Source organism: Mycolicibacterium psychrotolerans (genome assembly GCF_010729305.1).
In the GTDB taxonomy this organism is placed as follows: Bacteria; Actinomycetota; Actinomycetes; order Mycobacteriales; family Mycobacteriaceae; genus Mycobacterium; species Mycobacterium psychrotolerans.
Genome location: NZ_AP022574.1, coordinates 4,882,960 through 4,906,930, shown reverse-complemented (window position 1 = coordinate 4,906,930; position 23,971 = coordinate 4,882,960). Strand labels below are relative to the sequence as shown.

The following is a 23,971-nucleotide window of genomic DNA, read 5'->3' as shown; positions in this document are numbered from 1 at the left end:
GTGGCGATCACCGCGCGGGAGCTGGCTCAGGCCGAGGGCCTCGGCCTGTCCCTGATCGCCGGTGCGGCCGCCGCCGATCGCGACATCACGTGGGCGCACCCGATCGAATTGGCCGACCCCACCCCGTATCTGTCCGGCGGCGAGCTGGTGATGACCACCGGCATCAACATCGGCATCGACGAGCAGACGCAGTTCGATTACGTGGCGCGCCTGGCGGCGGCCGGCACGGCGGCCTTGGCCGTCGACACCGGAACCACACTGACCGAGGTGCCCGCCGGTGTGCGCGCCGCCGGGAACGAACTCGGCGTCCCGGTGCTCGAGGTACCGCCGTCCACGCCGTTCATCGCGATCACCCGGATGGTCATCGACGCGCTCAAGGCTGACGAGCTCCGCGCGGTGCAGCGCGTCGTCGATGGGCAGGAGGTGCTGGCCCGGGCGACGCTGCGCGGCGGCATCCCCGGGGTGGTCGAGGCGCTGGCCGAGAGGCTGGAAGGGACGGTGCTGGTCGTCGGCACCGATGGCACCGTGCTGGCGGCGGCCGGCACCGAGCAGGACCGGCTGTTCGCCGTGCTCGCCGACGGCGCGCAATCGCCGGCGGCGCGGCGAGGGGGCGCGTATGTCACCGGTGACGCCGACGGCTATGTCACCGTGCAGAATCTCCGCGCGGCACAACCCCTTCGGGGCCGGCTGGCCGTCCGGACGGGGGTGCCGATGTCGAACGCGGAGCGGTTACTCGTCGCGCACGCGGTGTCGCTGATCTCGATCGCGCTGGAGAAGCCCGCCGGCGTCGCCGAGGCGGAGCAACGTCTGCGCACGGCGGTGACGCGCGGGGTACTGCGTGGCTCCGGGCTCGTCGACGACGGCGTGCTGCGCTACTTCGGCTTCGAACCGCACGCCGATGTCGTGGTGGCGCTTCTCCATGATGTCGGACCGATGCTGACCGCCGAGCAGGATCTGGGGCGGCTCCTGGCGGCCGCCGGGCCCTATCTGATGACCCCGGTCGGCGAGGGGATCGTGATCGTGGTGCCCGGCGCCGAGCGACGGCGTATCGACAGTCTCGCGTCCGGGCCGGCGCACCCACCCACCGGCGGCGTGAGCGACGCCGTCAGCGTCGACGACATCCCGGTGGGCCTGGAACAGGCGCGGATCGCCGCACAGGCCCACCCCGGACGCTTGGCCGCGTTCGCCGAACTCGGCACCTTCGGGGTGCTTCTGGGCGGCCGTAGTGCCGCCGAATTACGCGTGCTGGCAGCACCTCTGACGCCGTTGGAGGCCGAACTGGTCGGGACGCTCGAAGCGTACCTGCGCCGCAACGGTCACCTCGAGGCCGCGGCCACCGACCTGCGCATCCATCGCCATACGATGCGCCACCGGATGCGCCGCATCGCCGCGCTGCTGGCCGATGACGTCGACGCCGTCGACACCCGGGTACGACTCTGGCTGGCGATCAGAGCCCGTCAGCTGCTCTCCGAGCGGCAACCGTCGGCGCTTCCGCCCAATGGGGGAGGGCTGAGTCGGTAGCTGACCGGTGTGGCCGACAGCGTGATCGGATTGGCGACCTGCGGTGCGGACCCGTCGGGCATGGCGACGGTGGCGTCGATGCCGAGTCGGCGCGCGAAGGCGAACGCCTCGGACACGTCGTTGATCGGGCCGGCAGGCACCCCCGCGGCCGTCATCACCGTATACCAGTGATCCGCGCCGTGGCGGCTCATCTCGTCTTCGATCAACGCGCACAACGATTCTCGGTTGCTCACCCGGACGGGATTGGTGGCGAACCTCGGGTCATCGGCCCAGTCGGGTCTGCCGAGTGCTGCACAGAAGGCACGGAACTGCTTGTCGTTGCCGACGGCGATCGCGATCGGCCGGTCGGCGGTCTCGAACGTCTGATACGGCGCGATGCTCGGGTGCCGATTGCCCATCATGCCCGGCACCACACCGGCACCCAGATAGCCGGAGGCCTGATTCACCAGCGAGGACAGCAGCACCGACATCAGGTCGGTGTCCACCCGCTGACCCTCCCCGGTGCGGTCGCGGTGTGCGAGCGCGGCCAGGATGCCGCTGAGCGCGTGCAGGCCCGCAAGCACGTCGACCAGCGCCACCCCGACCTTGGTGGGATCGCCCGGTTCGGTCCCGGTGACGCTCATCAGCCCGCCCACGGCCTGGACCAGCAGGTCATAACCGGGGAGGGCGGCGCCGCCGGTGCGGCCGAACCCGGTGATCGAGCAGTAGATGACGTCGGGCCGGATCTTGCGCACGTCCTCGTAGCCGAGCCCGAGCTTCTCCATGGTGCCCGCGCGGAAGTTCTCCACGACGATGTCCGCGCCGCTGACCAGCTCCCGCGCCCGTCGCAGATCGTCGGGATCGGCGAGGTCCAGCGCGACGGACCGCTTGTTGCGGTTGACGGCGTTGAAATAGGTTGCGACACCGGCTGCGTCGTGCGGCGGACCCCACTGCCGGGTGTCGTCGCCGCTGCCGGGCCGTTCGACCTTGACGACGTCGGCGCCGAAGTCGCCGAGCATCATCGTCGCGTACGGCCCGGCGAGTACCCGGCTGAAGTCGACGACGACGACGCCGTCGAGTGCCCCGCGTGTCACGCCCCGGGCCGCCCGCCGCGCAGATACACCGTGGTCGTGTGGGTGAAGAACTCGCGTGCGGCGCCGCCCTGCTCCTTGGGGCCGAGTCCGCTCTTCTTCGCACCGCCGAACGGCACGTGCGGGTCGGCGCCGGCAGACTCGGAGTTCACGTGCAACACACCGACGTCGATCTGCTCGACGGCCTGCAGTGCGCGGGTGAGGTCCTGGGTGAACACCGCTGCAGAGAGCCCGAACTCGCTGTCGTCGGCCAGCGCGAAGGCTTCGTCGGCGTCGGCTGCCCGCGTCACCGCCAGCACCGGTCCGAACAACTCCTCGGTCCACACGTCGGCGGTGCCGCCGTCGAGCTCGAGGATGGTCGGCGCGACGAAGTACCCCTCGGCGCGGGCGCTGTCCGTGTAGGGCCGGCCCCCTGTCAGGACTGACGCGCCCTGTGCGGCGGCGGTCGCGATCGCGGCCGAGATGCTCTGTTGCGCGGACGCGCTGATCACCGGGCCCATCTGAGTGGCGTCGTCGGTGGGATCGCCGACCCGTAGGCGCTGCGCCCGGTCACACAGCGAGTCCAGGAACCGGTCGGCGATGCCCTCGGTGACGATCAATCGCGAGGTGGCCGTGCACTTCTGGCCGGTGGAGCGGAACGCGCCCAGCATCACCTGCTCGAGCGCGAGGTCGACGTCGGCGTCGTCCAGCACCACCGCCGCGTTCTTGCCGCCCATCTCGGCCTGCGCCGGGACGCCGCGTGCGGCCGCGGCGGCGGCGATGCGCCGCCCGACCCCGGTGGAACCGGTGAACGTGAGGCCGCCGATGCCGGGGTGACCCACGATGGCGTCGCCGACGTCCGGTCCGCCGACGAGCAGGTTGAGCACGCCGGCCGGCAGCCCGGCCGTGGTCAACGCCCCGGCGAGCCGCATCGCCAGCAGCGGAACAGTGCCGGCCGGCTTCCAGACGACGGTGTTGCCGAACACCAGGGCGGGCGCGATCTTCCAGGCAGGGATCGCGATGGGGAAGTTGAACGGCGTGATCACCCCGACAACGCCGATCGGCTTGCGGGTGACCAGGATTCGCTCGCCGGCCCGCGGTGAGGCGAAGATGTCCCCGGCGTGCCGGTCGCCCTCGTTGCCGTAGTAGCGCAGGATCTGGGCGGCGCGGTGCACTTCGCCGATTCCCTCGGCCAGGGTCTTGCCCTCTTCGACGGCCAATTCCCGTCCCCATTCCCGGGCGCGGCTGTCCACGATGTCCGCCGCGGCGAGCAGCAGCGCGCCGCGCTGATGGATCGGGGTCGCCGCCCACGCCGCAGCGGCCTCGCCTGCGGCCGTGACCGCCGCGTCGACGTCCGCGGCGACGGCACTGCCGCCCTCGGCCACCACGGCGTGCGGCCGGGCCGGATTGACGCTGCGCACCGGTGCACCGCTGCCTGCCAGCCACCGCCCGGCGATCAGGTGTTCGATGTCGGCGGTCATGACCGGAACGCGGCGTGCCCGGTCAGCGCCTTGCCGATGGAGAGCAGGTGCATCTCGGAGGTGCCCTCGTAGGTGAGCACCGATTCCAGGTTGTTGGCGTGCCGCAGCGGGGAGTACTCCAGCGTGATCCCGCTGCCGCCCAGCAGAGTTCGACATTCGCGGGCGATGGCCAGTGCTTCCCGCACGTTGTTGAGCTTGCCCAGGCTGATCTGTTCCGGCGCGACGCCCTCGGCGTCCTTGATCCGGCCCAGATGGATCGCGAGCAGCATGCCCTTGCCGAGTTCGACGGTCATGTTCGCCAGTTTCTCCTGGGTCAGCTGATAGCTCGACAGCGGCTTGTCGAAAACACTGCGGGTGCCGGTGTATTCGATCGCCGTCTCCAGGCTGTCGCGCGCGGCGCCGAGCGCGCCGAAGACGATGCCGAAGCGCGCCTCGTTGAGACAGGACAGCGGGGCGCCCAGGCCGACGGCGTGCGGAAGCTGCGCCGATGCGGGCAGGCGCACGTTGTCCAGCACCAGTTCGGAGGTGACCGACGCGCGCAGCGACAGTTTGCGGTGAATCGCGTTGGCGGTGAATCCCGGTGTGTCGGTGGGCACCAGGAAGCCGCGGATGCCGTCATCGGTCCGCGCCCATACGGTGGCGACGTCGGCGAGGTTGCCGTTGGTGATCCACATCTTGGTGCCGTCGAGCACCCAGTCGGCGCCGTCGCGGCGGGCGCGGGTGCGCATGCCCGCGGGGTTGGAGCCGAAGTCGGGTTCGGTCAAACCGAAGCATCCGATGGCCTCACCGGTGGCGAGCCTGGGCAGCCATTCGTTCTTCTGCTCCTCGGACCCGTACCGGTGAATGGAGAACATCGACAGCGATCCCTGCACCGAGACGAAGCTGCGGAACCCGCTGTCGCCCGCCTCCAGTTCCATGCAGGCCAGACCGTAGCTGACCGCGTTGGTGCCGGCGCAGCCGTAACCGTCCAGGTGCATGCCCAGCAGGCCCAGGGCGCCGAACTCCTTGGCGAGTTCCTTGGGCAGCGTGGCCGATTCGAACCAGTTCTCGATGTCGGCACGCAGCACCGTGTCGACGAACTTGCGCACCGTCGCGCCGATCTCGCGCTCGTCGTCGTCGAGCAGCCGCGCGGTGTCGAACAGTTCCAGCGGCGCGTACGTGGACTTCTTCGCAGCAGAGGCAAGGGTGGTCATCGTGGAACTCCCGTTCGGTCGGAGGATGGCATCAGAGGGTGGCGAAGCCGTCGCGCAGGACGTCGAAGGCCTCGACGAGCAGCGCATCGGAGATGGTCAGCGGTGGCAGGAAGCGCAGCACGTTGCCGAAGGTCCCTGCGGCCAGCGTCAGGACGCCGTTGTCGAGGCAATGCCGGGTGAGCGCCGACACCGCGTCGCGGTGCGGTTCGCGGCTGCCGGGCACCACCAGTTCGATCGCCATCATCGCGCCGCGGCCGCGGATCTCGCCGATCACGCCGGTGCGCGCGGCGATGTCGGTCAGTTCGCGGGCCATGATGTCGCCGATGGCTCGCGCCCGGGAGAGCAGGTCGGCGGTCTCGATCTCCTCGAACACCCCGAGTGCCGCGGCGCAGGACACCGGATTGCCGCTGTAGGTACCGCCGATGCCGCCCGGGTGCGCGGCGTCCATGACGTCGGCGCGGCCGGTCACGGCCGCCAGCGGCAACCCGCCGGCCAGACCCTTCGCGGTGACGAGCAGGTCGGGCACCAGGCCTTCGTGGTCGCACGCGAACCAGCTGCCGGTACGCGCGATGCCGGTCTGCACCTCGTCGGCGACCAGCAGGATGCCGCGCTCCCGGCAGAACGCGGCCACCGACCGCAGGAACCCGTCGGCGGGGACGATGAAGCCGCCCTCGCCCTGGATCGGTTCGACCACGACGCAGGCCACCGCGTCGGCACCGAGCTGCGCGTCGACCAGCTGAGCGAACTGACTGAACGCTTCGGCGGCGCAGTGCTCCGGTCCCGAGGGCCAGCGGTACGGATAGGCCATCGGTGCCCGGTACACCTCGGGGGCGAACGGGCCGAAGCCGTGCTTGTAGGGCTGGTTCTTCGCGGTCATCGTCATGGTGAGCAGCGACCGTCCGTGGAACGCGTGGTCGAACACCACGACCGCGGGTCGTCCGGTGGCTGCGCGGGCGTACTTCACGGCGTTCTCGACCGCCTCGGCGCCGGTGTTGAACAGCGCGGTGCGCTTGTCGTGCTCGCCAGGGGTGATCTGGTTCAGCACCTCGGCGACCGCGATGTACGGCTCGTACGGGGTGGCCAGAAAACAGGTGTGGGTGTAGAGCGGCAGCTGCGCCATCGCCCGGGACACCACGGCCGGTGCCGCGTTGCCCACCGTCGTGACGGCGATCCCGCTGCCCAGATCGATGAAGGAGTTGCCATCCACGTCGAGCACGACCCCGCCGCCGGCCGCGGCCACGTACACACCGGCGGAGCTGGTCAGGCCCGCAGGCAGCGCCGCCGCGCGGCGGTTCGCCAGATCACGGGAGCGCGGGCCCGGAACCTCGGTGCGCACCCGGCGCTGCTGCTCGAGGGAGGGGCCGCCGGCGAGGATGGCTGTCATGGCTCCACCGTAGGAAGCCTTGCCCTGCGAGTACATGTCCAGCATGGACAGCTGTGCGGCCTGAGCTGTACAGAACGGCCGGTGAACGTTTTGCGCGAGATCGTCGACGCGGCGGGTGGCTGAGCCCTAGGGTGGTACGCGGGCGGACCACAGGAGGTTGCGGGTGCAGGACTACTCCGACGTGATCATCATCGGCGCAGGCATTTCCGGGATCGGCGCGGCGTACCGGATCGCCGAGCACAACCCCGGCATGCGGTACACGATCCTCGAGCGGCGATCCCGGATCGGCGGTACCTGGGATCTGTTCCGGTACCCGGGCATCCGCTCGGACAGCGATATCTTCACGCTGTCGTTTCCGTGGGAGCCCTGGACCCGACAGGAGAACGTCGCCGACGGCGAGTACATCCGGCAGTACCTCGCCGACACGGCACACAAGCACGGCATCGACCGGCACATCCAGTTCGACACGCACGTCACGTCGGTGGACTGGGACTCGTCGACCGACACCTGGACGGTGCGCGCGGAGCAGAACGGACAGGAGCGCGTCTTACGGGCTCGATTCCTGTTCTGCGGCACCGGCTACTACAGCTACGACGACCCCTACCGGCCCGACATCGCCGGGCTCGACCGGTTCGGCGGGCAGGTGGTCCACCCGCAGTTCTGGCCCGAGGACCTGGACTACACGGGTAAGCGCGTGGTCGTGATCGGCAGCGGGGCGACCGCCATCAGCCTCATTCCGGCGTTGAGCGAGAAGGCGGCGCACGTGACGATGCTGCAGCGGTCGCCGACGTACATGATGTCGATGCCGCGGATCGACCCGATGGTCGACTTCATCCGGAAGATCCTGCCGCGCAAGTTGTCTCATGCCGTGGTGCGCTTCCGCAACGCGATGTTCCATGTTCTGACGTACTTCATGTTCCGCAAGGCGCCGCGGTTCGGGCGCTGGCTGATCCGCAACCGCACGATGGCGGCGCTGCCGCCCGGCTACGACGTCGACCTGCACTTCAAGCCGAAGTACAACCCATGGGACCAGCGGATGTGCCTGGTGCTCGACAACGATCTCTTCGAGAAGGTCAAGCAGGGCCGTGCGGAGGTGGTGACCGACACCATCGACCACGTCGACCAGACCGGAATCGTGCTGAGCTCCGGTGCGCGTCTGGACGCCGACGTCATCGTCACGGCCACCGGTCTAGCGCTGCAGGCCCTCGGCGGCATCCGGGTGTTCGTCGACGGCGAGGAGATCGACCCGACCGACCGGTTCGTCTACAAGGAGTACCTCATCGAGGACCTCCCCAACATCGCCTGGTGCATCGGCTACACCAACGCCTCCTGGACGTTGCGGGCCGACATGACCGCGAAGGCCTTCGCGAAACTGTTGGCCTACATGGATTCTCACGGCTACACGCATGCCTACCCGCATCGGGGCGACGAGCCGATCCCGGAGAAGCCGGCGTTCGACCTGCAGGCCAACTACATCAAGCGCGCACCGCACGCGTTACCGCGATCGGGCACCCGCCGCCCGTGGAATGTGCGGCACAACTACGTGCTCGACGTCATCGACCACCGGTTCGACCGGATCGAGGAGTCCATGATGTTCGGCCGCGCCGCAGTACGGGCGGTCACATCGGCATAAGGAGTTCGTCATGGATGCGCGCGAGTCGGAGCACAGCGACGTCATCATCGTCGGGGCCGGCTTCTCAGGCATCGGCGCCGCGTACCGCATCCGCGAGAAGAACCCCGATCTGACGATCACCATCCTGGAGCGGCGAGAGCGTCTCGGCGGGACGTGGGACCTGTTTCGCTACCCGGGTATCCGCTCGGACAGCGACATCTTCACGCTGTCGTTCCCGTGGGAACCGTGGACGCGACCGGAGGCCATCGCCGACGGCGCGCACATCTGGCAGTACATGGCCGACACCGCGCGCAAACACGGTATCGACGAGCTCATTCGGTACCGCACCGCGGTGCACTCAGCGGACTGGCATTCCGCGACGGACACATGGACGGTGCGCGCCGATCGTGACGGCACGGAGATCGTCTTCACAGCCCGGTTCCTGTTCTTCGCCAGCGGTTACTACGACTACGACGAACCCTATGTGCCCGACTTCCCCGGGATGGGCGACTTCCGCGGTGAGGTGATCCACCCGCAGCACTGGCCCGAGGGCTTCGACCCCGTAGGCAAGCGCCTCGTCGTCATCGGCAGCGGCGCAACCGCGGTGAGCATGATCCCGTCGCTGACCCAGAGGGCAGCTCATGTCACGATGCTGCAGCGCACCCCCTCGTACCTGTTGTCGGTGCCGCGAGTGTTACCGCCCATCAACGCGATTCGGCGCATGTTGCCGGGGCGGACGGGTCATCTGGCGGCCAGATGGGTGATGTCGATGTTCGGGTCGCTGCTGTGGCTGGTCTCGCGAGGCGCGCCCACTGTGAGCAAACGGCTACTTCGTCGGATGACGATGCGCGAACTGCCCGCCAACTATCCCGTCGACGTCCACTTCCGGCCGCCGTACAACCCGTGGGACCAACGCATGTGCTTCATGGTGGACTCCGACCTGTTGAAGGCCGTCGCGGCGGGGGATGTCGAGATCGTCACCGACCGCGTCGATCACTTCGACACCGGGGGCATCGTGCTGAAGTCCGGCCGTCACCTGGCCGCCGACGCGGTCATCACCGCGACCGGACTCCAGATGCAGGCCCTCGGCGGCGTCACCCTGTTCGTCGATGGGGACAAGGTCGAACCGCACCAACGGTTCATGTACCGTCGCCGACTGCTCGAGGACGTGCCCAATGTGGCGTGGTGCATGGGATACACCAACGCATCCTGGACTCTGGGGGCCGACATGACGGCGCGCGCGGTCGCAGATCTGTTGGCCTACATGCGTTCCCATGGCTACACCCACGCCTATCCGCACCTCGGGCACGAGGCCATGCCGGAGCAGCCGGCGTTCAACCTTCAGTCGGGGTACGTGCTGAGGGGTCTGGGTCTGGGAGCGCTGCCGAAGTCGGGAACGCGACGGCCGTGGATGCTCAGCCACACCTACGTCCGCGATGCGATCGGGCACCGTGTGGAGCCGATCGACGAGTCGATGGTGTTCGGCCGCGCCGGAGTGCCCGAGCGCCACCCCGCCTGACCCCCGCACCCCGTTCCGTGACCAAATTGCAGTCCGGCAGAGGAAGTGCGAGTGATGGCCTGCCGGAATGCAGTCTCGGCGACGGGTCAGGGGCGACGGGTCAGAGGGCGACGGTGAGCCAGTCGGCGAAGCCGGACGGGTCGTGCCGCCCGAGCGCGCCGTGCTCGAAGAGCCCCCAGCCCTCGCGTTCGGTGCCGTCGGCGTCGCGGCACACCGAGCGGCCGACGTGGTCGATCACCCCGAAACCGGCGCGGCCGACGACGGCCGGATCGGTCATGTCGTAGGTCAGTCGCTCGGTGAACCGCTCGCCCTTCCACACGCCGTGCAGCCAGTCGGAGTCGCCGCCGTAGCCGCCGCCGACGTGAATCGGCACGGCAAGCCTGGACTCGACGTCGAAATGCAATGCGCTGCCGTCGCTTCCGGTGGCGTCGATGCTCGCGCCGGTGGGGATGCGGGTGCCGGAGCGGTAGTGGATCTTCACCCGCGGCCACCCGAGCTGCTCGACGCGGCCATCTTTCCAGATGCGCGTGCAATCGTTGAGCGAGCGGAAGCCCTGCGGATCCTCCTGGATGATGATCACGATGCCGAAGTCGTCGAACGCCATCGGCACGTACAGCCACCACATGCCCTCGAACGGCGGATCGTCGGGTCGCCCTGCCGGCTCCGCCTCGCCGACGGGCCGGATGCCCCAGGAGCGGTCGCGGGTGCCGATCCAGCGGGCGCGATCGACCGCGATGTCCTCGCCGTCGATCGCCAGCTGCCCGCTCCAGGCGCCCACTTGGGCGAAGCGCTGGGCATCCAACGTGATCCGGTTGCCGCGCCGCATGATGTGCGGCTGCTCCTGGACGACGTCGAACAGGCCCTCCCAGGTCAGGTCGGCGGCGATACCCTCGGTGTCGTCGCAGACGATGCGCAGCTTGCGCAGCGGCTCGATCACCTCGACGCGGTAGTTGCCGACGTGCTGGTTGAGCCGGTCCTGGTCGATCGCATCGGACAGGTGCACCGCCGTCTGGGTGTCGCCACGCCTCACCAGCAGGAACGCGTCCTTGACCCCGAGGTTGGGGTAGTAGCCGATGCCGGTGACGACGAAGATGTCCCCGGTGCGGTCATGGGCGTTGAAGTAGGACCGGTCGTAGAAATTGCGGTCCGAGGAGCCCGGCCACGCGATCGGCTGCGGAAGCTGATGTACCGGGTACTCGTCCATCGGTCCGAGCATCAGACGGTCTCTCCTAACAGTCGTTTGAGCAGTGAGGCGTGGTAGAACAGCGTCTCGACGTCGGCGGGTTTCTCGATCTCGCCGAAGTGCACGCGCCGGGCGCCGGTGCGCATGAACACGCAGCACCACACCACCGCCGAGTACACGTAGAACCAGTCGAGGTCGCCGACCTCCACGCCCGTGAGGTCGCGATAGGTGGCCCGGATGTCGTCCTCGCGCAGGAAGTCCGGCATCCCCGGCAGTCCGGCGAGCTTGGTCAGCTCCTGAAACACCATGTGCGCGAACGCGAGCCACGCGACGTCGAATTCGCGCGGCCCCACGGTTGCCATCTCCCAGTCGAGCACCGCGACGGGCGAGAAGTCCCGGTACATGACGTTGCCGATCCGCGAATCGCCCCACACCAGAACCGGTTCGGCGGCGGCCGCGTCTGCGGGGAAACGCTCCTCGAGCCACGTCAGCGCCCGCTCGACCAGCGGAGAGCGCCCGATGTCCGGGACGCTGAACTCATACCAGCTCTTCAGCCACCCGAAGTGCCGGTGCAGCGCCGTCTCCCCGGGCGGGTCGATGTCCTGCAGGAAGCCGAACGTCTGCTGGGCGTTGGGGATCGAGTGCAGCGCAGCGAGCACCTTCACGGTGTTGTCCTGCAGCAGGCGCTGCTGCTGCGGATCGGCGTCGAAAAGCCAGTTGCCGCCGAAGGTGTAGGGCATCACGTCGGGCGGGACGATCCCGTCGATGCGATCCATCAGGAAGAAGGGCCGCCCCAGCACATCGCCGGAACGCTCGAGCCAGCGCACCGGCGGCACCGGGACGTCGGTCAACTCGGCGACCAGCCGGATCACCTCGTGCTGGTGATCGAGTCGGTAGTGCTCGAACACAGGCACGTCCGCTTCGGAGGGGGCGACCCGGGCGACCCACCGCTGCTCGACCGGGCTGCCGCCCTGCACCCAGCGGCCCGACACCAAGATGGTCTCCGACGACATGCCGTTGGTGTCCACGCCGCTGTCCACGGTGATCTCGGGCGTCGTGTTGGGCAGCACCGTCGACAGCCATGTCGACAGCGCGGCGGGGACGTTCGTCATGTCGCGGCTGGACCGTTGGAGCCGGTCGACGTCCTCCACGGCTGGGTCAGTGGTCACTAGAGAGTCCTTCCCGCCACGAATCGAGGTCCTGGCGCCTGCCAATACGATACGGTGGGTAGCGATATGAAAGCAGACCCGTCCTCGGCTGACAAGACCCCGAGTGCCGGACGCCCACGCGACCCGCGTATCGACGCTGCCATATTGCGGGCCACGGCGGATCTACTTGTCGAAATCGGCTACCCAGGTGTCACGATGGCCGCCGTCGCCGAGCGCGCCGGCACCACCAAGACCGCGTTGTACCGCCGGTGGTCGAGCAAGGCAGAACTCGTCCACGAGGCGGCGTTTCCGGTCACCCCGTCGGCCATCGACACCCCTCCCGGTGACATCGCGGCGGACCTGCGGGCGATGGTGGCGGCGGCCCGCGACGTGTTCACCAGCCCCGTGGTGGCCGCCGCGCTGCCCGGGCTGATCTCCGACATGTCGGCAGACCCGGCGATGCTCAGCCGCGTCAGCGCGCGGTTCACCGACCTGTTCGCCGCCGTGCGCACCCGGTTGCGCGACGCGGTCGACAGAGGCGAGGTGCGCGACGACGTGGATCCCGACGGCCTGGTCCATCTCATCGGCGGCGCCACGATGCTGGCCCTGCTGCAAGCCCCGGACTACCTCGCGAGTGCGGCGTGGGTGGACAACACGACGTCGATCCTGCTTCACGGAGTGGCCACTTCGCCGTCGGTGTCCTAGTCAGTCCGGCTGGATCTGCTCCCTGTTGCGTTGCGCGACAGCGGTGAAGCGATCGCCGAGAGAGTCGAACTCGCGGTGCTGTGCGAACGCGATCCGTTCCTCGGCGGCGAGCGCGGGATCGGTCACCGCGGCCGCACCGCTGGTGTAGATCTCCTTGAGGCCGCGCATCGTGGGCCCCGGCACGTCGGCGATCTGGGTGGCGAGGTCGACGGCCCGCCCGAGCAGCCGGTCGTGCGGCACCACCTCGGTGACCAACCCGATCCGCTCGGCGCGGGCGGCGTCGACCACCTCACCGGTCATCGACAGGCGCCGGGCCATCGCTGCGCCGACCAGCTGCGGCAGCCGCGCCGTCATCCCGCCGCCGGGCAGGATGCCCACCCGGGCGTGGGTGTCGGCGAACACCGCCCGCTCGGAGGCGATCAGGAAGTCACAGCCCAGCGCCATCTCCAGACCGCCGGTGAACGTGGCCCCGTTCACCGCGCCCACCACCGGCGTCCGCATGGCGGCCACCGCGGCGATGCAACTCTGGGAGCGGAACTCTGCGAAGTACGAAAGACCATCGCGCGCAGCTTCTTTGAGGTCGACGCCGGCGCAGAAGGCCGGGTCGGCGCCCGTGAGCACCACTGCGCGGACGGACTCGTCGGCGTCCGCGGTGGTCAACGCGGCATAGCAGGCGCGGATCAGGTCGCGGCTGAGCGCGTTGCGCGCCTGCGGACGGTTCAACGTGATCACGCGCACGGCGCCGTGGTCCGCGGTGAGCACGAGCTCGGTCATCGACGGGCCTCTCGCGAAATCGACATAATGGCCTGATCCTCTCGCACTTTCTCGCCCAAACGTCGGTTTGGGCGAGAAAGAGGAGGAGGTCAGAGGAAACGGTTGGCCGCGTTGGCCAGGTCGAGCAGCGGTTGCGGCAGCGCGCCGAGCGCGAACGTCACCGCCGCGGTGACCACCACGACGGCCGTCGTCAACGCGCTCGGCACCACCACGGTCGGGGCGTCGTCGGGACGATCGGTGAAGAACATCAGCACGATCACGCGGACGTAGAAATACGCCGCGATCGCGCTCGCGATCACCCCGACCACCACCAGGGGGATGGCCCCGCCTTCGCCCGCCGCCTTGAACACCGCGAACTTGCTGACGAACCCGCTGGTCAGCGGAATGCCCGCGAACGCAAGCAGAAACAGCGAGAACACGATGCCCACCAGCGGATAGCGCTTCCCGAGCCCCGCCCACCGGGCCAGCGCGGTGTCCTCCTCGCCGTCGGCGTCACGCACCAAACCCACCACCGCGAACGCGCCGACCGTGGAGAACCCGTAGGCGAACAGATAGAACAGCGTCGACGACAGCCCCGACTCGTTGCCGGCGACCACGCCGGTCAGGATGAACCCGCTGTGCGCCACCGCCGAATACGCCAGGATCCGCTTCACGTCGTTCTGCGTGACGGCGGTGACGGTGCCGACGGCCATGGTGGCGATCGCGATGGTCCACAGCACGGGGCGCCAGTCGTCGTGCAGGCCGGGCAGCGCCACGTAGAACAACCGCAGCATCGCCCCGAACGCCGCGATCTTGGTGGCCGCGGCCATGAACGCGGTGATCGGCGTCGGCGCGCCCTGGTACACATCGGGGATCCACGAATGGAACGGCACCGCACCGACTTTGAACAACACGCCGACCAGCAGCAGTGCGATTCCGATCAACGCCAGCGACCGTGAGCCCGTGCCCGCCTTCACCGCCTCGGCGATGCCCGGCAACGACAGCGTGCCGGCATACCCGTAGAGCATCGCCGCGCCGTACAGGAAGAACGCCGACGAGAACGCGCCCAGCAGGAAGTACTTCAGTGACGACTCCTGGGACAGCAACCGCCGCCGTCGCGCCAGCCCGCACAGCAGATACAGCGGCAAGGACAGCACTTCGAGCGCGATGAACATCGTCAGCAGGTCGTCTGCCGCGGGGAACAGCAGCATGCCGCCGACGGCGAACAGCGTCAACGGGAAGACCTCGGTCTGGATCACCCCCGCCGCGGTCGCCTGCTTCTCGGCGACGCTGCCCGCGATCGCGGAGGCCTGCGGAGTGAAGGCGTCCAGTCCGCCGCGCTCCGCGCCGCGGTCGGCCACGGCGATCCGGCGCTCGCCGATCAGCAGGATGCCGAGTATGCCCACCAGCAGGATGGTGCCCTGCAGGAACAGCGCGGGCCGGTCGACGGCCACCGCGCCCATCACCGCACTGGTTCCGTTGCCGCCGTGCATGTCCCGTGCGATCAGGACGACGGCGACGAGCGCCGCGATCAGCGCCGTCACGCTGAGCGCGACCTGCGCGGCGTAGCGCTGCCTGCGGGGCAGGACCGCTTCGAGGAGCACCCCGAGGACGGCCGCACCGAACACGATCAGCATCGGCGCGAGCAGGCTGTACTCGATGGACGGGGTGGGCAGGTTCATCGCACCGGGCCTTCCGCCATCCGGGGTGCCGGGTCGGGCTTGTCGATCGTCGTCAACGTGTGCGTCACCGCGGGGTTGATCACGTCGAGGGCGGGCTTGGGATACACCCCGAGGACGAGCAGCAGCGCGATCAGCGGTGCGACGACCGCGATCTCGCGCGGACGCAGGTCCGGTAGCCGGGTGTCGCCCTCGGCGAGCGCCGCCGGAGTGGGTCCGGTCATCATCCGCTGGTACATCCACAGCACGTAGACCGCCGAGAGCACGAGCGCGCTGGCGGCCAGCACACCGAACACCGGGTAGCGGGTGAATGTGCCGATGAGGACCAGGAACTCACTGATGAACGGCGCCAGCCCGGGCAGCGACAGCGTGGCCAGCCCCGCGACGAGGAACGTCCCGGCCAGCACCGGCGCCACCTTCTGGACTCCGCCGTAGGCGCTGATGAGGCGGGAACCACGGCGCGAGACCAGGAATCCGGCGATCAGGAACAGCGCCGCGGTCGAGATGCCGTGGTTGACCATGTACAGCGTCGACCCGGACTGGCCCTGGGTGGTCATCACGAAGATGCCCAGGATGATGAAGCCGAAGTGTGAGATCGACGTGTAGGCGATCAGCCGCATCACGTCGGTCTGACCGATCGCGACGACCGCGCCGTAGACGATGCCGATCACCGCCAGCGTGATGATCAGCGGGCTGAAGTACTGGGCGGAATCGGGGAACAACGTCAGGCAGTACCGGATCATGCCGAACGTGCCGACCTTGTCCATGATCGCCATCATCAGCACCGCGCTGGCCGGGGTGGCCTCGACCGCGGCGTCGGGCAGCCAGCGGTGCAGCGGCCACAGCGGCGCCTTCACCGCGAACGCGAACATGAATCCGCCGAACAGCAGGTGCATCACCACCGGGTTCATCGTGAACTCACCGCCGGCGACCGCGGCGACGATCGCCCGCAGATCGAAGGTGCCCCCGTCGAAGGCATCGCTGCCGGCCGTCGCGACGTAGAGTCCCACCACGGCGGCGAGCATGATCAGACCGCCGAACAGGTTGTACAGCAGGAACTTCACCGCCGCCCGGCTGCGGTCCCGGCCGCCGAAACCACCGATCAGGAAGTACATCGGGATCAGCATGGCCTCGAAGAACACGTAGAACAGCAGGATGTCCAGAGACACCAGGGAGATCAGCACCATGGCTTCGACGGCCAGCGTCAGCGCGAAGTAGATGTGCACCGAGCGGCCGCCCCAGCTGAGCCGGTCGCCGGCGTCGTTCCAGCCCGCGACGATCAGCAGCGGCACCAGCACCGCCGTCAGCACGACCAGGGCCAGCGCGATGCCGTCCACGCCGAGGATGTAGCCGGTGCCGAAAGACGGGATCCAACGGTAGTTCTCGACGAACTGGTACTGCTCGCCACTGGGGTCGAAGCCGACCGCGACGACCGCGGTGACGGCGAGGACCGCCAGCGACACCGCGAGCGCGACCCACTTGGCCAGCGAGCGTGCGGCCGCGGGCAGCACCATCACCACCACCGCGCCCAGCATCGGGACGGCCCACAGCACGGTCAGCCACGGCATGGACGTCTCGGTCGTCACCACAGGTTCACCGCCAGGATCAGCGCGACGACGAACGTCGCGCCGGCGAGCATCGACAGCGCGTAAGAGCGGGCGAATCCGGTCTGCACCTGCCGGAGACGCTCGGACAACCGGCCGATCGCCGCGGCCAGGACAGCGGCCGCACCGTCGACCGCCTCGTCGTCGAGTTCGGTGAGTCCTCTGGTCAGCTGCGCCCCTGGCGCCATCAGCACCCTCTCGTTGAACGCATCGCCGTAGAGGTCACGTCGCGCGGCGACGGTAAGCGCCGACCCCGCTGGCGCCTCGTCGGGCACTGTGCGGGCGCCGTACATGCGGTAGGCGATCACGATCCCGACCGCGACGACCGCCAGCACCACCACGGTCACCACCCAGACCGGCACGGCGTGGTGCGCCTCGTGGGCGCCGACCACCGGTTCCAGCCAGTGCTGCAATGTGCCGCCGAGAGCCAACGCGCCACCGGCGCCGACCGAGCCCACGGCGAGCAGGATCATCGGCCACGTCATCACCGCGGGCGCCTCGTGCGGATGCGTCCTGGGTCTTTCTCCCGTCGCTTCGCTCGCCCCGTCCGCCCAGCGCTTCTCGCCGAAGAACGTCATCAGCATCACCCGGGTCATGTAGAACGCGGTGATCCCGGCCCCGAGAATCGTTGCCGCGCCCAGGATCACGCCCTTGATCCCGCCGGCGCCCAGCGCGGCCTCGATGATGCCGTCCTTGGAGAAGAACCCGGCCAGCGGCGGGATCCCGATGATCGCCAGGTAGCCGAGGCCGAACGTCACGAACGTCACGGGCAGGGCCTTGCGCAGCCCGCCGTAGTGGCGCATGTTCACCTCGTCGTTCATCGCGTGCATGACCGACCCTGCGCCCAGGAACAGGCCTGCCTTGAAGAACCCGTGGGTCAGCAGGTGCATGATCGCGAACGCGTAGCCGGCCGGTCCCAGACCCGCGGCCAGCACCATGTAGCCGATCTGGCTCATCGTCGAGGCGGCGAGCGCCTTCTTGATGTCGTCCTTGGCGCACCCGATGACCGCCCCGAACAACAGCGTGACGGCGCCGACGACCACGACAGCCGTCTGCGCGTGCGGGGCGAGGTCGAAGACCGGCGCGGAGCGGACGATCAGGTACACCCCCGCGGTGACCATGGTGGCGGCGTGGATGAGCGCCGACACCGGCGTGGGACCCTCCATCGCGTCGCCGAGCCAGGACTGCAGTGGGACCTGAGCCGACTTGCCGCACGCGGCGAGCAGCAGCAGCAGACCGATCGCGGTCAACGTGCCCTCGCCCAGTCGCGGCGCGGCACCGAACACCCCACTGAAGGACACGGCGCCGACGGTGGAGAACATCACCATCAGCGCGACGGCCAGCCCGATGTCACCGACCCGGTTGACCACGAACGCCTTCTTGGCCGCGGTGGCGGCCGACGGCTTGTGCGACCAGAACCCGATCAGCAGGTAGGACGCCAGACCCACGCCCTCCCAACCCATGTACAGGCCGAGGTAGTTGTCCGCGAGCACCAGCAGCAGCATCGCGGCGAGGAACAGGTTCAGGTAGGCGAAAAATCGTCTGCGACCGACGTCCTCCTTCATGTAGCCGATCGAGTAGATGTGGATCAGCGAACCGACGCCGGTGATCAGCAGCGCGAAGCACATCGACAACTGGTCCAGCTGCAGGCCGAAGTCGACGCGCAACTCACCGACAGGCACCCAGCTGAACAGGCTCTGGTGCATCGCGCGCTGTTCGGCGTCCCGGCCCAGCATGTCGGCGAACAGCACCGCCGCGCAGACGAACGCCGCCAGCGACGCGGCCGTCCCCAGCAGGTGACCCCAGGAGTTCGATCGCTTGCCGGCCAGCAACAGCACCAGCGCGCCCGCCAGCGGGAGGGCAATGAGCAGCCACACGGGAAGTGTCATCGGCGCCTAGTGCCTCAACAGGCTGGCGTCGTCGACATTCGCCGACCTTCGCGTCCGGAAGATCGTCATGATGATCGCCAGGCCGATCACCACCTCACACGCTGCGACCACCATCGTGAAGAACGCCACCACCTGTCCGTCGAGTTGGCCGTGGATGCGGGAGAACGCGACGAACGCGAGATTCCCGGCGTTGAGCATCAGCTCGACGCACATGAACATCACGATTGCGTTGCGGCGCAACAGCACCCCGGCCGCACCGATGGTGAACAGCAGCGCCGAGAGGTAGAGGTAGTTGTCGGGGTTCACCGGCGGTCCCCGTTCCCGGGCTGGCCGGCGCCATGGCCGGCACCGTCTTCGTCAGGGACCGGCCGAAGCTGCAGGATCGCGCTGACCGACAGCTCCGAGCCGGTTCCGTCGGGCAGCCGGGCGGGCACATCGACGGCGTTGTGCCGGGCGTACACACCGGGATTGGGCAGCGTGGTCGCGTGCCCGCCCGGAGCGAACCGTTCCGCCGCGAGCTCGCGCTGGGTCTTGCGCCGCTCGAAGCGCTCCCGGTGGGCGAGCACCATGGCGCCCAGCGCAGCGGTGATCAGCAGGGCACCGGTCAGCTCGAAGGCCCACAGATACTTCGTGAAGATCAGTGCGGCAAGGCCTTCCACGTTGCCGCGGCTGTTCGCCTGACTCAGGCCGGTGAATCCGGACGCCGACACGGTGCCGATGCCGGCGATCAGCAGGACACCGAAGCCGACGCCGATCACGATCGCGGCGACCCGCTGTCCGCGCAGCGTCTCCACCAGCGACTCCGACGAGTCGACGCCGATGAGCATCAGCACGAACAGGAACAGCATCATGACCGCGCCGGTGTACACCACCACCTGGACCACGCCGAGAAACGGTGCGTCCTGGGCGATGTAGAGCACCGCGAGCGCGATCATCGTGACGGCCAGCGAGATCGCCGAGTAGACCGCCTTGGGTGCGGACACCACACCCAGCCCGCCCGCCACCGTCACGACGGCGAGCACCCAGAACAACACTGCTTCACCCATGCGTGCTCCTCGACGAGGGCGGCTTGATGTTTCCGAGGTAGTAGTCGTCGTCGGTGCTGCCCGGCGCCATGGCGTGCGGCGGCGGCTCCATCCCGGGGGCAAGCGGGGCCAGGAGCTTGTCCTTGCCGTAGATCAGATCGGACCGGTTGTCGTCGGCCATCTCGTAGTCGTTGGTCATCGTCAATGCGCGAGTGGGGCAGGCCTCGATGCACAGGCCGCAGCCGATGCAGCGCAGGTAGTTGATCTGGTACACCCGGCCGTAGCGTTCCCCCGGCGAGAAGCGTTCGCTGTCGGTGTTGTCCGCACCCTCGACGTAGATCGCATCGGCAGGGCAGGCCCACGCGCACAGCTCACAGCCGATGCACTTCTCCAGACCGTCGGGGTAGCGGTTGAGTTGGTGGCGGCCGTGGTAACGCTTGGCCACCGGTCCCGGCTTCTCCGGATACTCCTCGGTGACCGGCTTCTTGAACATCGACCCGAAGGTGACGCCGAAACCTGCCACCGCGTCGAGGAACTTAGACATCTGCACGCTCCTTCGCCGGCATCGGCGGCACCGGGAAGGCGCCGGGATCCGCCGGACGGACTGGGGATGGGGGAGACGCGGCTCGGGCGGCGCGTCTGGACCGCCACACGTAGGTCGCCAAGGCGGCGATCACCACGGCCGCGAGACCGATCACCGCGGTCGACCACGTCTGGTAGCCGCGGTTGCTCAGCGTGTGGGTGGTCGCGACGATCATGATCCAGCCCAGCGACACCGGGATCAGGATCTTCCACCCCAGCGCCATGAACTGGTCGTAGCGCAGGCGAGGCAGCGTGGCCCGCAGCCACATGAAGACGAACAGGAACACCCACACCTTCGCGGTGAACCACAGCAGCGGCCACCACCCGGTGTTCGCACCTTCCCACAGGCTCAGTGGCCACGGCGCGTGCCAGCCGCCGAGGAACAGCGTGGTGGCGAGCGCTGACACCGTCGTCATGTTCACGTACTCGGCGAGCATGAACATCGCGAACTTCAGCGACGAGTACTCGGTGTGGAAGCCGCCGACGAGTTCACCCTCGGCCTCGGGCAGGTCGAACGGGGCGCGGTTGGTCTCGCCCACCATGGACGTGAGGTAGACCAGGAAGGAGGGGAGTAGCAGGAACACGAACCAGGTGTCGTTCTGTGCGGCCACGATGCCCGAGGTCGACATGGTGCCCGAGTAGATGAACACCGCGGCGAACGACAGCGCCATCGCGATCTCGTAAGAGACCACCTGAGCCGACGAGCGCAGTCCCCCCAACAGCGGGTACACCGAGCCCGACGCCCACCCCGCGAGCACGATGCCGTACACACCGATCGAGGTGACGGCCAGGATGTAGAGCACCGCGACCGGCAGGTCGGTCAACTGCAGTGCGGTGCGGTGGCCGAAGATCGACACCTCACCGCCGAGGGGGATGACCGCGAACGCCATGAACGCGGGGATCACCGAGATGACCGGCGCGGCGAGGTAGATCCACTTGTCCACCCCGGCGGGAATCAGCCCCTCCTTGAGGGCGAGCTTGACGCCGTCGGCCAGCGACTGCAGCAGCCCGTGCGGGCCGACCCGGTTGGGGCCGAACCGCAACTGCATGCGGCCCAGGATCTTTCGTTCGAGCAGGATGGCGGTGAGCACGGTCAACAGTAGGAACACGAAGATGCCCAGCGATTTCCCGAGGATCAACCACCAGGGATCGTGCCCGAACAGCGTCGGGTCGGGATAAGTCACAGCTGCTCCCGTCCGATCGAAACGACAGCGCCGGACGTCACGCCCAGCGTCGAATGCACAGCACTGCCGGGGGAATTCGTCGGCAGCCAGACCACGCGCTCGGCCATGTCGGTGACGGCCAGCGGCAGGGTGATCGTGCCGCGCTCGGTGCTCACGGTCACCGGATCACCGGCGGCAGCACCGATCTCGGCGGCCGTGGCGGCGGACAGCCGCAGCACCGGGCGGTGCGCCGTGCCCGCGAGGTGCGGTTCGCCGTCCTGCAGTCTGCCGTTGTCCAGCAGCAGTCGCCACGTCGCGAGCACCGCCTGACCGCGATCCGGCACGGCGGCCGGCGGCGCGGTCTGCCTGGCACCGTCGCGAGGACCTGCCCACAGTCCGATGCGGGCGCGTTCGTCGGCGGCGGCCGATGCGGTCGGCAGGCCGAGGTCGATACCGATCTCGTCGGCCAGGTAGGTCAGCACCCGCTGATCCGGAATGGCGTTCGTGCGCAACGACGCCTCGAACGGCCGGATCCGGCCCTCCCAGTTGACGAACGAGCCGGCCTTCTCCACGACCGGGGCGACCGGGAAGACGACGTCGGCACGCTCGGTCACCGCGCTGTGGCGGAGCTCCAGGCTGACCACGAACGGTGCGGCGTCGAGCGCAGCCACGGCGGCTGCGGGGTCGACCAGGTCGTCGACGTCGACGCCGCCGACCAGCAGTGCGTCCAGTTCGCCGGCCGCGGCGGCCGCGAGAATCGCTGCGGTGTCGCGCCCCGGCTCGGCCGGCAGTATGTCGACGTTCCACGCGGCAGCCATCTGCGCCCGCGCGGTGTCGTCCCCGACGGGGCGTCCACCGGGCAGCAGGTTCGGCAGCGCGCCCGCCTCGAGAGCTCCGCGCTCACCCGCCCGGCGGGGCACCCACGCCAGTCGTGCCCCGGTCGACGCCGCGAGCCGCGCCGCAGCCGTCAGCGCTCCGGGCGTGGCCGCGAGCCGTTCACCGACCAGGATGAGCGCGCCGGGCATCGACAGCAGGTCGTTGTCGGTGAGGCCGTCCAGCGCAGCCGGTTCGGCGCCCGGAGCGGTGAGGAACACCTCGCCCGACAGCTTGCGTAGACCGCGCGACACCAACGGGGCCACCGACAGCACGCGGACACCGCGCCGCCGCACCGCCTTGCGCAGCCGCAGGAAGACGATCGGTGACTCCTCCTCGGGTTCGAACCCCGCCAGCAGCACCGCCGGGGCGTTCTCGAGGTCGGTGTACGTGACGGTCATCGGCCTGCCGGCGACGTGGGCGGCGAGGAACTCCGCCTCCTCGGCACTGTGCTGCCGGATGCGGAAGTCGATGTCGTTGCTGCCCAGCACGATTCGGGCGAACTTCGCGTAGGCGTAGGCGTCCTCGGCGGTGCACCGGCCGCCGACGAGCACACCGGCTCTGCCGCCGGACGCCGCCAACCGACCCGCCGCCGCGCCGAGAGCCTCGGACCATGACGCCGGACGCAGCGCGCCGTCCTCGCGGATCAACGGCGTGGTCAGACGATCGCCGACCCCGGTGTAGGTGAACGCCCAGCGACCCTTGTCGCAGTTCCATTCCTCGTTGACCTCGGGGTCGTCCCCGGCCAGCCGGCGCAGCACCTTCCCGCGACGGTGATCGGTGCGCTGCGCACAACCCGAAGCGCAGTGCTCGCAGACGCTGGGGCTGGACACCAGGTCGAACGGCCGGGCGCGGAACCGGTAGGCGGCTCCCGTCAGCGCCCCGACCGGACAGATCTGCACGGTGTTGCCGGAGAAGTAGGACTGGAACGGCTCCCCGGTGGCGATACCCACCTGCTGGTTGGCCCCGCGCTCCAGAAGGTCGATGAACCGGTCCCCGGCGATCTGGTCGGAGAAGCGCGTGCACCGGGCGCACAGCACGCACCGTTCGCGGTCGAGCAGCACCTGCGACGAGATCGAGATGGGCTTGGGGAAGGTCCGCTTCACGTCGTCGAAGCGGGTCTCGGTGCGGCCGTTCGACATCGCCTGGTTCTGCAGCGGGCACTCGCCACCCTTGTCGCAGACCGGGCAGTCCAGCGGATGGTTGATCAGCAGCAGTTCCATCACCCCGTGCTGCGCCTTGTCGGCGGCCTCGGAGGTGAACTGCGTGCGCACCACCATGTCGGGGGACACCGTGGTGGTACAGGACGCCAACGGCTTTCGCTGCCCCTCGACCTCGACCAGGCACTGACGGCACGCACCGACGGGATCGAGCAGCGGGTGGTCGCAGAAACGCGGGATCTGCACCCCCATCAACTCGGCGGCGCGGATCACCAGGGTGCCCTTCGGGACGCTCACCTCCGTGCCGTCGATCGTCAGCGTGACCATCTCGACCGGCGGTGCGTCGTGGCTGTGCTCGGCCAACGTCATGCGCCCACCCCCTCGTCCGGCGAGCAGACACAAACTCGCACTGTTTTGCCGAATTCAGCCGGAGTTCGTGTCTGCTCGC

Annotated in this window: 19 protein-coding genes; 4 read left to right on the top strand and 15 right to left on the bottom strand. The window is 68.9% G+C overall.

Annotated elements, in window-relative coordinates:
- Positions 1–1,521 (top strand): PucR family transcriptional regulator, encoded by a 1,521-nt coding sequence (locus G6N45_RS23800; protein ID WP_163725636.1) that lies wholly within the window; start codon positions 1–3, stop codon positions 1,519–1,521.
- Here the strand turns inward: G6N45_RS23800 and G6N45_RS23795 are convergent.
- Genes G6N45_RS23795 through gabT form a run of 4 tightly spaced genes read right to left on the bottom strand, consistent with a single transcriptional unit; the run spans position 1,458 to position 6,628 of the window.
- Complete coding sequence (locus G6N45_RS23795; RefSeq protein ID WP_163725633.1) at positions 1,458–2,594, bottom strand: CaiB/BaiF CoA transferase family protein; 1,137 nt, start codon at positions 2,592–2,594, stop codon at positions 1,458–1,460. The two genes, G6N45_RS23800 and G6N45_RS23795, sit on opposite strands and share 64 nt — an antisense overlap.
- Complete coding sequence (locus G6N45_RS23790; RefSeq protein ID WP_163725629.1) at positions 2,591–4,051, bottom strand: aldehyde dehydrogenase family protein; 1,461 nt, start codon at positions 4,049–4,051, stop codon at positions 2,591–2,593. Before G6N45_RS23790 ends, G6N45_RS23795 begins: the two co-directional genes overlap by 4 nt.
- Positions 4,048–5,244 carry an acyl-CoA dehydrogenase family protein gene (locus tag G6N45_RS23785; protein ID WP_163725626.1) on the bottom strand — a complete coding sequence of 399 codons (1,197 nt, stop codon included), beginning with the start codon at positions 5,242–5,244 and terminating at the stop codon, positions 4,048–4,050. The genes G6N45_RS23790 and G6N45_RS23785 overlap by 4 nt, the downstream gene beginning before the upstream one ends.
- A 31-nt stretch (positions 5,245–5,275) precedes the next feature.
- Positions 5,276–6,628, bottom strand: coding sequence for a 4-aminobutyrate--2-oxoglutarate transaminase (gabT, locus tag G6N45_RS23780; RefSeq protein ID WP_163725624.1), 1,353 nt, complete (start codon positions 6,626–6,628; stop codon positions 5,276–5,278).
- A gap of 163 nt (positions 6,629–6,791) precedes the next feature.
- On the opposite strand from gabT, the gene G6N45_RS23775 reads away from it, so the two are divergent.
- Positions 6,792–8,261 (top strand): flavin-containing monooxygenase, encoded by a 1,470-nt coding sequence (locus G6N45_RS23775; RefSeq protein ID WP_246228776.1) that lies wholly within the window; start codon positions 6,792–6,794, stop codon positions 8,259–8,261.
- Positions 8,262–8,271: 10 nt separating this feature from the next.
- On the top strand, positions 8,272–9,759 hold the full coding sequence (locus G6N45_RS23770; protein ID WP_163725618.1) for a flavin-containing monooxygenase: 1,488 nt from the start codon (positions 8,272–8,274) through the stop codon (positions 9,757–9,759).
- A 100-nt stretch (positions 9,760–9,859) separates the two neighbouring features.
- Here G6N45_RS23770 and G6N45_RS23765 read toward each other — a convergent pair whose 3' ends face one another.
- Positions 9,860–10,975, bottom strand: a complete 1,116-nt coding sequence (locus G6N45_RS23765) for an Rv3169 family protein (protein ID WP_163725615.1) — start codon at positions 10,973–10,975, stop codon at positions 9,860–9,862.
- Complete coding sequence (locus G6N45_RS23760; protein WP_163725611.1) at positions 10,975–12,111, bottom strand: phosphotransferase family protein; 1,137 nt, start codon at positions 12,109–12,111, stop codon at positions 10,975–10,977. Before G6N45_RS23760 ends, G6N45_RS23765 begins: the two co-directional genes overlap by 1 nt.
- Positions 12,112–12,177: 66 nt before the next feature.
- On the opposite strand from G6N45_RS23760, the gene G6N45_RS23755 reads away from it, so the two are divergent.
- Positions 12,178–12,795, top strand: coding sequence for a TetR/AcrR family transcriptional regulator C-terminal ligand-binding domain-containing protein (locus G6N45_RS23755; RefSeq protein ID WP_057146605.1), 618 nt, complete (start codon positions 12,178–12,180; stop codon positions 12,793–12,795).
- On the opposite strand, the gene G6N45_RS23750 is transcribed toward G6N45_RS23755, so the two are convergent.
- The 9 genes from G6N45_RS23750 to G6N45_RS23710 form a co-directional block, all read right to left on the bottom strand.
- A complete protein-coding gene (locus G6N45_RS23750) occupies positions 12,796–13,569 on the bottom strand; it encodes an enoyl-CoA hydratase (protein ID WP_163725608.1) in 774 nt (257 codons plus the stop codon).
- An 89-nt stretch (positions 13,570–13,658) separates the two neighbouring features.
- Positions 13,659–15,230, bottom strand: coding sequence for an NADH-quinone oxidoreductase subunit NuoN (gene nuoN, locus G6N45_RS23745; protein ID WP_163725604.1), 1,572 nt, complete (start codon positions 15,228–15,230; stop codon positions 13,659–13,661).
- On the bottom strand, positions 15,227–16,795 hold the full coding sequence (locus G6N45_RS23740) for an NADH-quinone oxidoreductase subunit M (RefSeq protein WP_163728971.1): 1,569 nt from the start codon (positions 16,793–16,795) through the stop codon (positions 15,227–15,229). The genes nuoN and G6N45_RS23740 overlap by 4 nt, the downstream gene beginning before the upstream one ends.
- A 14-nt stretch (positions 16,796–16,809) precedes the next feature.
- Positions 16,810–18,720 carry an NADH-quinone oxidoreductase subunit L gene (nuoL, locus tag G6N45_RS23735; RefSeq protein WP_163725601.1) on the bottom strand — a complete coding sequence of 637 codons (1,911 nt, stop codon included), beginning with the start codon at positions 18,718–18,720 and terminating at the stop codon, positions 16,810–16,812.
- 6 nt (positions 18,721–18,726) lie between these two features.
- Positions 18,727–19,026, bottom strand: a complete 300-nt coding sequence (nuoK, locus tag G6N45_RS23730; protein WP_043406980.1) for an NADH-quinone oxidoreductase subunit NuoK — start codon at positions 19,024–19,026, stop codon at positions 18,727–18,729.
- Positions 19,023–19,766: an NADH-quinone oxidoreductase subunit J gene (locus tag G6N45_RS23725; RefSeq protein ID WP_163725598.1), complete on the bottom strand. Its 744-nt coding sequence runs from the start codon at positions 19,764–19,766 to the stop codon at positions 19,023–19,025. Before G6N45_RS23725 ends, nuoK begins: the two co-directional genes overlap by 4 nt.
- On the bottom strand, positions 19,759–20,289 hold the full coding sequence (gene nuoI / locus G6N45_RS23720; RefSeq protein WP_163725594.1) for an NADH-quinone oxidoreductase subunit NuoI: 531 nt from the start codon (positions 20,287–20,289) through the stop codon (positions 19,759–19,761). The genes G6N45_RS23725 and nuoI overlap by 8 nt, the downstream gene beginning before the upstream one ends.
- Positions 20,282–21,511 carry an NADH-quinone oxidoreductase subunit NuoH gene (gene nuoH / locus G6N45_RS23715; RefSeq protein WP_163725591.1) on the bottom strand — a complete coding sequence of 410 codons (1,230 nt, stop codon included), beginning with the start codon at positions 21,509–21,511 and terminating at the stop codon, positions 20,282–20,284. Before nuoH ends, nuoI begins: the two co-directional genes overlap by 8 nt.
- The gene (locus G6N45_RS23710; RefSeq protein WP_163725588.1) at positions 21,508–23,892 is read right to left on the bottom strand and encodes an NADH-quinone oxidoreductase subunit G; all 2,385 of its coding nucleotides are present in this window, start codon (positions 23,890–23,892) and stop codon (positions 21,508–21,510) included. Before G6N45_RS23710 ends, nuoH begins: the two co-directional genes overlap by 4 nt.
- Positions 23,893–23,971: the final 79 nt, after the last annotated feature.